A 10,537-nucleotide genomic window follows, 5' to 3' on the forward strand; every position below is an offset into this window, starting at 1 on the left:
ATCTGGATGGCCACCCACGTGCTTGTGCTGTGGATCGTGGCCAAGCTGGTGCGTGCGCCGCTGTTCTTCTTCGCGATCGGTTCGCAGGGCAACATCGGCGCCGCCGCCTCGGCACCAGTGGTGGCGGCAGCATTCCATCCGACGCTGGCGCCGGTGGGCGTGCTGCTCGGTACGGTCGGATATGCCACCGGTACCGGCCTGGCGTATGTGACCGGGTTGATCCTGAAGTGGATGGCCAACGGCTGAGCCCTCTCGCGGCCAGCGACGGAAATCAGGAACGGGTAGAGCCGAGCCCACGCTCGGCTGTTTTTCGCGGGACGCTGCCGGAACTGTGCGGCACATACCGGAACGTATGGCGCGTGCGCCGTAGCGTGGGAAGCTCCTGCCGGCGTTGCCGGCGACGTTCGATGGGGCCGTCGATGATGAAGCAATGGAGGTTTCGGGTTTCCGCACTGGTGCTGTTGCTGGCCAGCACGGGGGCCTTCGCGCAGGGGCCGGTGAGGGCCGGCGGCGCCGATGTGCAGATGCTGACCGATGCCGGTGCGCGCGAGGTGGCGGCACTGATCGCCCAGCCAGGGTTCGCCGATGCAGTGCGCAGCTCGCTGCATGCGGCGCCGGAGCAGGGCGTGCCGGTGCAATTGTTGATGGGCCGTTTCGATCCGCAGGCGCATACGCTGGCCAGTGCATCGCTGGCTGCTGGCGATCGCCAGCTGCGCCAGCGCAAGGGGCTCCCGGCACAGGGGCAGGGGCTGCTGCAGTTGCGTGCGTACGTGCCCGAGGGGCACTCGCTGGCGGCCATCAATGCGCATCCGCTGTGGGTGGCCAGTCTGCCGCGTGGCAATGATCGCGACTGGACCACGATCACCGCATACGACGCGCAGGGCCGCGCGCATGTACTGGATGCGAAACGGGCCCCGGACTTTCCGGTGCTGATCGTCGACGTCGACACGCGGCGCGCCGTGCAGGAGGGCATGGCCCTGGTCAATGCGGGGCTGAAGGCTCGCGGCCTGCAATCGCCCGAACGCATCCAGCTGTCGGCTGACGGAACGCAGGCGTCGCTGGATATCACCCGCCTGGACCGCATCCGCCTGGCGGACGACCAGGAGCCCTGGGCGCTGGGGGCAGCCGAGGTGTTCGCTGTTGTTTCCGGTCTGCAGGTGGGCGCCACCGCACCGGAGATGGTCACCGTCGACATGCCGTACCTGGACTACGACGGTACCGACTACACCCCGCAGCAACCGCTGATCATCTGGGGCAACTATCGCTTCAACGCCGCCAACGTGCAGCTGTTCGAAGATGACGGCGATACCAACTACCAGGAGCTGCTGGTGGCGCTGAGCAACGGCGTCAAAGCCGCACTGGGCGCCTTCGCTCCTGAGTATGCCGTCATCGCCGACATCGCAGGCGCGATCCTCAAGGCCATGCCCACGTCGTGGTTTGCCAATGACATCGACTATATCGACAGCTATTACTTGTTGCAGCGCGGCCAGGCCTACCAGGACCGGATGGGAGCGGCCAACAACGCCAAGGTCACCCTGACCCCGATCACCCTCACGGAGTAGTTACGCCGGGCGGCGCCCGCAACCGCCGGCATCCACGAACAGAAAGGGGCCTGATCCGTTCTCCAGGGAAAACGGATCAGGCCCCGGATGATTCGCACCGTCACCGGAAATCTGTCAAAGGTGGGGCGGTGTGGGCTGCCGTTGCCTCTGCGGGCGCCGGGCTGCAAGCCCGGCACCCACCGGGAACCTCAACAGCAGCGACCACCGTTGCGCCCGCCATACCGCGCTTCCTGCCGCTCGCGGAAGAACGTCTTGTAGTCCATCGGCTCGCGGTCCGGATGCTTCTCCCGCACATGCCGCACATAGTTGTCGTAGTCGGGAATGCCGCAGCACAGCCGTGCCGTCTGCACCAGGCGTCGCCAGATCCGGCGATGCGCCTGGTACTGCCCCACCGGAACCAGTTGTGTACTCATTACAGGTCCACCATTTCATGCGGCTTCAGCGCCACGTACGGGGTCTCGCGGTCGCTGCGCTGCGGATTGCGGCGCGCCGCCACGATCGTCTTGATCGAATACACCAGCACCGACGCCACCACCAGCAGGAACAGCGCGGTCAAGCCGGTGTTGACGTAGGCGTTGACCACGATCTGCTGCATCTGTGCGACCGACTTCGCCGGTGCGGTGATGGTGCCGCTGGCCAACGCGTCCTGGAACTTGTGTGCCTGTGCCAGGAAACCCTGCGCCGGGTTGCTGTCGAAGATCTTGATGAAACCGGCATAGGTGGTGCAGATCAGCAGCCACACCGCCGGCACCGCGGTGACCCACGCGTAGCGGTCACGCTTCATYTTGAWCAGCACCACCGTRSCSAGCATCAGCGCGATRCCCGCCAGCATCTGGTTGGAGATRCCGAACARCGGCCACAACGTCTGGATGCCGCCGAACGGATCGACCACGCCGGTGTACAGCAGGTAGCCCCACAGCGCCACGCAGCCGGCAGTGCCGATGATGTTGGCGGTCCACGACTCGGTCTTCTTCAGCGCCGGCACGAAATTGCCGAGCAGGTCCTGCAGCATGAAACGACCGGCACGTGTGCCCGCATCCACCGCGGTGAGGATGAACAGTGCTTCGAACAGRATGGCGAAGTGGTACCAGAACGCCATCATCGCGTCGCTGCTGCTGGGGATCGCCTCATGCAGGATCTGCGCGATGCCCACCGCCAGGGTGGGTGCACCACCGGCACGATGCAGGATGGTCGGCTCACCGATCGCTGCCGCCGTGGCGGTCAGCTGTTCGGGGGTGATGGTGAAGCCCCAGGTATTGGTGATGTAGTGTGCGGCCGATGCGGCATCGGCACCGATCACCGCCGCTGGGCTGTTCATCGCGAAGTAGATGCCCGGATCGATGATCGAGGCCGCCACCAGCGCCATCACTGCCACGAACGATTCCATCAGCATGCCGCCGTARCCGATGTAGCGCATGTGCGCTTCATTGGCCAGCAGCTTGGGCGTAGTGCCCGAGGAGATCAGTGCATGGAAACCCGACACCGCGCCGCAGGCGATGGTGATGAACAGGAACGGGAACATGCCGCCTTTCCACACCGGGCCGTCGCCGCTGGCCGCGAACTGGGTCAGCGCCGGCATCTTCAGTTCCGGCATCACCACCAGGATGCCGATGGCCAGCGCGATGATCGTGCCGATCTTCAGGAAGGTCGACAGGTAGTCGCGCGGTGCCAGCAGCAGCCAGACCGGCAGCACCGAGGCGACGAAACCGTAGCCGATCAGCATCCAGGTAATCTGGGTGCCGGTGAAGGTGAACGCCGGGCCCCAGGTCGGGTCTGCCGCCACCTTGCCACCGAACCAGATCGCGGCGAGCAGCAGCACCAGGCCCACCACCGAGATCTCACCGATCTTGCCCGGCCGGATGTAGCGCATGTAGACGCCCATCAGGATCGCGATGGGCATCGTCGCGATCACCGTGAACATGCCCCACGGGCTTTCCGCCAGTGCCTTGACCACCACCATCGCCAGCACGGCCAGGATGATGATCATGATCAGGAAGGCACCGAACAACGCGATGGTGCCGGGCACCTGGCCCATTTCCTCGCGCACCAGGTCACCCAGTGAACGGCCGTTGCGGCGGCTGGACAGGAACAGAACCATGAAGTCCTGCACCGCACCGGCCAGCACCACGCCGACCACCAGCCACAGCAGGCCGGGCAGGTAGCCCATCTGCGCGGCMAGCACCGGGCCRACCAGYGGGCCGGCRCCGGCRATGGCSGCGAAGTGGTGGCCGAACAGCACGTGCTTGTTGGTCGGYACGTAGTCCAGGCCATCGTTGTTGATCACCGCCGGGGTGGCCCGGGTCGGATCGAGCTGCATCACCTTGTCGGCGATGAACAGGCTGTAGAAGCGGTAGGCAACCAGGTACAGCGATACCGCCGCGACCACGATCCACAACGCGTTGATGTGCTCACCGCGCCGCAGCGCCACCGTGCCCAGGCAGAACGCGCCGAGCAGGGCGAGGGCCGCCCAGCCTATTTTGGAAAAACCTTTCATGAGGTGCTCTCTCCCGGAAAGACAGGCAAAGAGTCCCGCGTGCCCCTGGCAGGGTCAATGTGCACGGGACCATTCGGCGGTAGTACTTTGGTCGTACATGGGTGTGGCAGGTGGCGATGTTCCTTCGCAGCCGACAACGCAGGCGGTGCCGGCGTGCGGACATGACGTGCGGCGAACACCAGGGATGGAACAATCGGTTGCGACGGCATCCATTGGCGTTGCGCGCTGCAGCGTCCATTTTTAGCGGCATCCATCCAACAGGAGTCACCATGAGCCTTCCCGAGCCGGTCCGCGTCCTGCGTACCATCCGTGGCATGCCCACCTCCGACGGTGCCGGTGTTCGCCTGACCCGGGTCATCGGCGGCCCCTCGCTGCCCGACCTCGATCCGTTCCTGCTGCTCGACGAATTCGGTACCGATCGCGCCGAGGACTACATCGCCGGTTTCCCCGAGCATCCGCATCGTGGTTTCGAGACCGTCACCTACATGCTCGATGGCCGCATGCGGCATCGCGACAATCACGGCAACGAGGGCCTGCTGACCCCCGGCAGCGTGCAGTGGATGACGGCCGGCMGYGGCCTGGTGCATTCGGAGATGCCCGAGCAGGAAAGCGGGCAGATGCGCGGCTTCCAGCTGTGGGTGAACCTGCCGGCGCGCGACAAGATGACCGCGCCGAAGTACCAGGAATTCGCTCCCGAAAAGATCCCGGTGGTGCAGCCGGCCGAAGGCGTGCAGGTCAAGGTGATCGCTGGCACGGTCGAGGGCACGGCGGGGCCGATCGCGCAGCCAGCCACCGATCCGCTGTATCTGGACATTGCACTGGAGGCCGATCGTGCCTGGACCTACTCCCTGCCCGAAGGCCACAACGCGTTCGTCTATGTGTTCGAAGGCGGGTTGACGGTGGGCGAGCAGGATGCGGCGCGCGACGTGGCGCGGCAGGAACTGGCGGTGCTGGGCGGCGGCGAGCAGCTGCATCTGTCGGCAGGCAGCGACGGTGCGCGGTTGATCCTGGTGGCGGGTCGTCCGTTGCGCGAGCCGGTGATGCGGCATGGCCCGTTCGTGATGAACACCCGCGAGGAATTGATGCAGGCCTTCGTCGATTTCCAGGAAGGCAGGTTCTGAGGTCGCGCTGCGGGCCATGCCCACAGCGCATCGGTAGCGCCGGGTCATGCCCACAGCACATTGGTAGCGCCGGGCCATGCCCGGCGGATGTCCAGAAGAGGTCAGGTTCATGCCCTGCGCAAGCTGCTGCAGCGTGCCCAGTTCCTGGGAACTGTCGGGATACAGCGCGATCTGCGCGTAGCGGCCCTTGTCCAGCTTGACCACGCTGATGCGGCGCTCGGCATAGCCCGGCGGCTGCTGGCCGCCCAGATCCGGCTGGTACCAGTACATCGATTCACCGGCAAAGCTGCCTTTTTCCTGGCGCAGCGAGCGGGTCAGCGGAATGCCCGGATCGCGCTGGCTGAGCATCAGGCTCAGTACTTCGCGCCCGTCACTGGTGGCCGCGCGGCAGACCAGGAAGCCGGACTGTGCCTGCTGCTGCCATTGCAGGCCGCTGCTGGCGGGCAACGAAGGACAGTCGACCGGGGCCTGCGCGCAGGCAGACGCCGCAACGAACAACAGGCTCGACAGAACAACAGGCGCGAACTTCATGCATCCCCCAAGGTGGCGTGTCGTTGGCACCGCCGGTGACACCGGCGGTCGAGGCATCCCATCCCCGGATGCCGTCCTGCCCGGCGAAAGCACGGGCGGATGACCAGACCTTAACGGAACGTGAGCGATCGCACAAATCGCGGTTACATCCGTAACCATTGCGGCCGAGGGTCGGCCGCAATGGCACGGTCATGGCTCAGCGGTCGTTGCCGATCCACTTGTAGATGATGCCGCCGATCGCACCGCCCAGCAGCGGGGCGACCCAGAACAGCCATAGCTGGCCGGTTGCGCCACTGCCGGCGAAGAAGGCCACCGCCGTGGAGCGGGCCGGGTTCACCGACGTATTGGTCACCGGAATGCTGATCAGGTGGATCAGGGTCAGGGCCAGGCCGATGGCCAGCGGCGCGAAGCCCGCCGGCGCCTTGCCATGGGTCGCGCCCATGATCACGATCAGGAACACCGCCGTGARCACCACTTCGCACAGGAACGCGGCCGCCACGCTGTAGCCGCCGGGTGACAGCGCGCCATAGCCGTTGCTGGCGAACGCGCCGGCCTGGCTGCCATCGATGGCGAAGCCGCTGGCACCGGAGGCGATCTGCAGCAGGATGAAGCCGGCCAGCAGGCCGCCGGCCACCTGCGCGATGATGTAGGGCACCAGATCCCGGGTCGGGAAGCGCCCACCGGCCCACAGGCCCACGCTGACCGCTGGATTGAAGTGCGCACCGGAGATATGTCCGAACGCGTAGGCGCCGGTCACCACGGTCAGGCCGAAGGCCAGGGCCACGCCGAGGAAACCGATACCCAGCGGATTGCCGTCGCCACCGAACTTGGCGGCCAGCACCGCACTGCCACAGCCACCCAGAACCAGCCAGAACGTGCCGAGGAACTCGGCGGACAAGCGTTTACCCATGCTCATGTGTTGCACTCCTTTGACGGTCTAAAGTGTGATTTATGTCACATTTCAGTGATCAGCGGGTGACTGTAGCGTCAACGCCGGGTGCAGGGATACACCTTCGGATGTGTGCAACACGCGATGCTCAGTACTGGGGCAGGGGAATGAATTCCTTGTCGTCGCCGGGAATGGTGCCGAAACGTCCGGCTTCCCAGTCGTGCTTGGCCTGCTCGATACGTTCCTTCGAACTGGACACGAAGTTCCACCACAGATGGCGCGGGCCATCCAGCGGTTCGCCGCCGAACAGCATCGCCTTCACCGGCGTCTTCGCCCGCAGGCGGCCGCGCGCACCGGCTTCGGGAATCACCAGGTGCTGGGGGGGAATGTCCACACTATCCAGCTGCGCTTGGCCCTCGAGGATGTACAGCGCACGTTCGCGGTGGCCATCATCGATGTCGATCTCCGCATCCGGGTCCAGGTCGATCGCCACGTTGAGCGTGTCGGCGAACACCTTGACCGGCGACTCCTCGCCATAGGCGCGTCCGGCAATGACGCGCAGCCAGGCGCCGTTGCGGCGCTGCTCGGGCAGCGTGGCGGCGGCATGGTGGTAGAAGGCCGGTTCGATTTCCTCATGCGACTTCGGCAACGCAACCCAGGTCTGCATGCCGTGGATCGGGTTGTCATGGTCGCGGTCCGGTTGCGGCGTGCGCTCGGAATGGGCGATGCCGCGGCCGGCGGTCATCCAGTTGACGTCACCGGGACGGATCACCTGGTCCGAGCCCAGCGTATCGCGGTGGCCGATGGCACCGGACCAGAGGTAGGTGACGGTGGCCAGGCCGATATGCGGGTGCGGGCGCACGTCGATGGCGGTACCGGGGTGCATGAGTGCCGGGCCCATCTGGTCGACGAACACGAACGAACCGATGCTGCGGGCCTGCAGGGTGGGCACGGCGCGGCGCACTTCCAGGCCGCCGATGTCGTGCACGCGCGGGGCGATGATGGTGGTCATGCGGGCGTTCTCGCTGGCAGGGATCAAGGCGGTCAGCATCGCATGTGGTGGTGGCGGTGACATTCCCCGTCCGGGTAACAGGTTGTTCCAGCCAACGGCGCAGCCCCTCGTGGCTGTGGGTTGGTCGCTGAAGGCAAAAGCAGAAGCCGCGCTTGGCCGGGCGGGTGGGTGGCGCAGGACACGCCGTAAACCCGTCCATGGGGGCTCGATGGCGCCATCCAAAGAAAATCAAAATCAAACTCAAACGCCGGTCGCTTCGCTCGCATCCACGCATGGCGTGGACCAAGCGTGTCGACCAAGGTCGACACCTACCAGCTCCCGAAGGTCACCGACCGTCACCGGGAAACTGTCAGGGGTGGGGCGGTGTGGGCTTGCAGGACCGTTGGCGCCATGGATGGCGCCATCGAGCCCCCATGGACGGGTTTACGGCGTGTCCTGCCAACCCACACCCCCCCGCCCAACAAACAGAAAAGCCAGAGCCGGCTGTTGCTCCGGCTCTGGCTCTGGCTTCGGCTGTTGCTGTTGCTGTTGCCTACGCGGGTGCCGGGCCGCAGGCCCGGCTGATCACATCAAACCACCGGTTCGCGCAGTACCGGGTTGTCCCAGCCCGGGCGCGGTGCGAAGCGATCACCGTGGCGCTGCTGCAGCGCCTTCAGGCGCTCCACGATGGCATCGGCACCCACCGCACGGATGTGCTGGATCGGACCGCCGCGGAACGGTGCGAAACCGGTACCGAAGATCACGCCCGCGTCCAGCAGGTCCGCGTCGGCCACCACTCCTTCGTGCAGGCACGCCACCGCCTCGTTCAACAACGGCAGGATCAGGCGATCTTCCAGATCGGCAGGCGCCTGATAGTCGCGCGCCACGTCCGGCTTCTTGGCCCGGCCGTTCTCCCAGGTGTAGATGCCTTGGCCATCCTTCTTGCCGCGCTTGTCCGGTTCCACCGTCTGCAGCGCCGCCGGAATCTGCAGGCCCAGGAACGGGGCCAGTTCCTTGCCCACGCCAGCGGCCACGTCCAGGCCTACGGTGTCGATCAGTTCGATCGGGCCCATCGGCATGYCGAACTTCACCGCCGCCTTGTCGATCACCGGGCCCGGAACCATGCCGTCGTGATGGATGATCTCCACCAACGGCATCTGGGCCACCGGGTTGAAGTAATGCAGGCCGGCGAACTGCGCCGGGCGCTGGATGTGATCGCGCAGCTCCACCAGCGGAATCGACGAGGTGTTGGTGGTCAGCAACGCGTCGAGCTTCATCTTCGGCTCCAGCGTCTGGTACAGCGCACGCTTGGCTTCCGGGTTCTCGATGATCGCTTCGATGACCAGATCGGCCTGCGCCACGCCATTGCCTTCCAGGTCCGCACGCAGGCGCGCGGCGACGGCCGGACGCTTGCTCTCGTCACGCACCTTCTTGGCGAACAGTGCCTGCGCACGCTCCATGGCCGGGTCGATGAAGCGCTGCTCGCGGTCCTGCAGGGTCACTTCAAAACCCTTGTAGGCGGCCCACGCAGCAATGTCACCGCCCATCACGCCAGCACCGACCACGTGCACGTGGCGGATGCCGGAATCGCCACCGCCCAGGCCCTTCAGGCGTTCGGTGAGGAAGAAGATGCGGATCAGGTTGCGCGCGGTCGGCGTGCTGGCCAGCTTCACYACGGCGCGTCGTTCGGCATCCAGGCGTGCCTGCACCGGCTTGCCGCCGCTGCGCTGCCAGGTGCTGATCAACGCATACGGCGCCGGGTACTGGTCCTTCTTCGCCTTGCGTGCGACCTGCTTGACCATCTGCGGGGCCAGCAGCTGGCGTGCCGGCCAGGTATTGGTCGCCCAGGCCAGCGCACGCTGCTTGAACGGGCGGGTGGTGCCGGACAGTGCCAGCGCCACGGYGGTRTCGAGCACGACGGCCGGTGCCACCACCTTGTCGACCAGCCCGATGCCGCGTGCGGCCGAGGCCGACAGCGTGCGTCCGGTCAGCATCATGTCCATCGCCGCCGGTGCGCCGACCAGCTGCGGCAGGCGCGCGCTGCCACCCCAGCCAGGGAAGATGCCCAGTTGGGTTTCCGGCAGGCCGATGCGGGTGGAACTGTCATTGGATGCAACGCGATAACGGCAGGCCAGGGCCAGCTCGGTACCGCCGCCCAGGCAATGGCCATGGATGGCGGCCACGGTCGGGCAGGGCAGTTCTGCCAGCTTCTGGTAGGTCGACTGGCCGCGGCGGATGGCGTCGTTGACGGTGCCGCGGCGATCGAACTCCTGGAACTCCTTCAGGTCGGCACCGGCGATGAAGCCTGCCTTCTTGAGGGACTGGATCACCACGCCCTTCGGTGGGTCCATGGCGATGCGCTCCAGCAGGTCGCCCAGCTCCAGCAGCACATCCTGCGACATTGCGTTGACACTGCTGTCCTGACGATCCAGAGAGAGGACCACCACGCCATCGTCGCGGATCTCGGGGTGCCAGTGGCTGAAGCGGAGACCATCGAAGCTTGAGAGCATGGACGTTCCATCCGGTTGTGTATGGAGAAGGGGGCTATGATCCAGAGGTTGTTTCCCCCGCGTCAAATCCCAATAGCAGGGGTGTGGCGCCCCGGATCGCAGGCCTTGGACCGGAACGTTAACGGAACGGTGGTTAAAAGCTGGTGCGGCGCCAGGTGATCGGCGACTGAACTTTTCCCGGGATTGGCAGTCTCATTGCCCGACGTCGGTTGGGCTGACAGGAGTGCGGCCCCTCATGGCCGATGTTGATACACCTCAGGAGCTGGATCTGGAACTGGTCCGGCGCGTGCAGCACGGCGAGAGTGCCGCCTTCGATGTCCTGGTGCGCAAGTACCAGCATCGGGTCGTGGCCCTGGTCGGTCGCTACATCGCCGACTGGAGTGAATGTCAGGACGTGGCCCAGGACACTTTCATCCGTGCGTACCGTGCGATTGGAAGC

9 protein-coding genes and 1 pseudogene are annotated in these 10,537 nt (G+C 65.8%); 4 read left to right on the forward strand and 6 right to left on the reverse strand.

The window, feature by feature from the left end:
- The coding region (locus AC1VAN_RS14750; RefSeq protein ID WP_480986074.1) for a DUF819 family protein at positions 1 to 246 on the forward strand (246 nt) is incomplete at its 5' end.
- A 173-nt stretch (positions 247 to 419) separates the two neighbouring features.
- On the forward strand, positions 420 to 1,562 hold the full coding sequence (locus tag AC1VAN_RS14755) for a DUF3103 family protein (RefSeq protein ID WP_480986075.1): 1,143 nt from the start codon (positions 420 to 422) through the stop codon (positions 1,560 to 1,562).
- 188 nt (positions 1,563 to 1,750) lie between these two features.
- Here the strand turns inward: AC1VAN_RS14755 and AC1VAN_RS14760 are convergent, their stop codons facing one another.
- Complete coding sequence (locus tag AC1VAN_RS14760) at positions 1,751 to 1,975, reverse strand: YbdD/YjiX family protein (protein WP_025877091.1); 225 nt, start codon at positions 1,973 to 1,975, stop codon at positions 1,751 to 1,753.
- Positions 1,975 to 4,056 (reverse strand): carbon starvation CstA family protein, encoded by a 2,082-nt coding sequence (locus AC1VAN_RS14765; RefSeq protein ID WP_480986076.1) that lies wholly within the window; start codon positions 4,054 to 4,056, stop codon positions 1,975 to 1,977. The genes AC1VAN_RS14760 and AC1VAN_RS14765 overlap by 1 nt, the downstream gene beginning before the upstream one ends.
- A gap of 269 nt (positions 4,057 to 4,325) precedes the next feature.
- Here AC1VAN_RS14765 and AC1VAN_RS14770 point away from each other — a divergent pair, with 269 nt between their 5' ends.
- Positions 4,326 to 5,177 carry a pirin family protein gene (locus tag AC1VAN_RS14770; protein ID WP_480986077.1) on the forward strand — a complete coding sequence of 284 codons (852 nt, stop codon included), beginning with the start codon at positions 4,326 to 4,328 and terminating at the stop codon, positions 5,175 to 5,177.
- Between the two features lie 78 nt (positions 5,178 to 5,255).
- Here AC1VAN_RS14770 and AC1VAN_RS14775 read toward each other — a convergent pair.
- From AC1VAN_RS14775 to AC1VAN_RS14790, 4 genes and pseudogenes are all read right to left on the reverse strand, one after another.
- Positions 5,256 to 5,708: pseudogene (locus AC1VAN_RS14775) on the reverse strand (hypothetical protein); the annotation flags it as partial.
- A gap of 196 nt (positions 5,709 to 5,904) precedes the next feature.
- Positions 5,905 to 6,624, reverse strand: coding sequence for an aquaporin Z (aqpZ, locus tag AC1VAN_RS14780; RefSeq protein ID WP_480986078.1), 720 nt, complete (start codon positions 6,622 to 6,624; stop codon positions 5,905 to 5,907).
- 121 nt (positions 6,625 to 6,745) lie between these two features.
- Positions 6,746 to 7,609 carry a pirin family protein gene (locus AC1VAN_RS14785; protein ID WP_442252312.1) on the reverse strand — a complete coding sequence of 288 codons (864 nt, stop codon included), beginning with the start codon at positions 7,607 to 7,609 and terminating at the stop codon, positions 6,746 to 6,748.
- A gap of 569 nt (positions 7,610 to 8,178) precedes the next feature.
- The gene (locus tag AC1VAN_RS14790) at positions 8,179 to 10,098 is read right to left on the reverse strand and encodes a 3-hydroxyacyl-CoA dehydrogenase NAD-binding domain-containing protein (protein ID WP_480986079.1); all 1,920 of its coding nucleotides are present in this window, start codon (positions 10,096 to 10,098) and stop codon (positions 8,179 to 8,181) included.
- Between the two features lie 235 nt (positions 10,099 to 10,333).
- Here AC1VAN_RS14790 and AC1VAN_RS14795 point away from each other — a divergent pair.
- On the forward strand, positions 10,334 to 10,537 hold a 204-nt coding region (locus tag AC1VAN_RS14795), incomplete at its 3' end, for a sigma factor (RefSeq protein ID WP_480986080.1).

It is taken from the genome of Stenotrophomonas sp. 05L44_2, from assembly GCF_056665995.1.

Bases quoted from the DNA above. Each gene is read 5' to 3' on its own strand.
- AC1VAN_RS14755 (WP_480986075.1), top strand. From the start codon at position 420: ATGATGAAGCAATGGAGGTTTCGGGTTTCCGCACTGGTGCTGTTGCTG.
- AC1VAN_RS14760 (WP_025877091.1), bottom strand. From the start codon at position 1,975: ATGAGTACACAACTGGTTCCGGTGGGGCAGTACCAGGCGCATCGCCGG.
- AC1VAN_RS14785 (WP_442252312.1), bottom strand. From the start codon at position 7,609: ATGACCACCATCATCGCCCCGCGCGTGCACGACATCGGCGGCCTGGAA.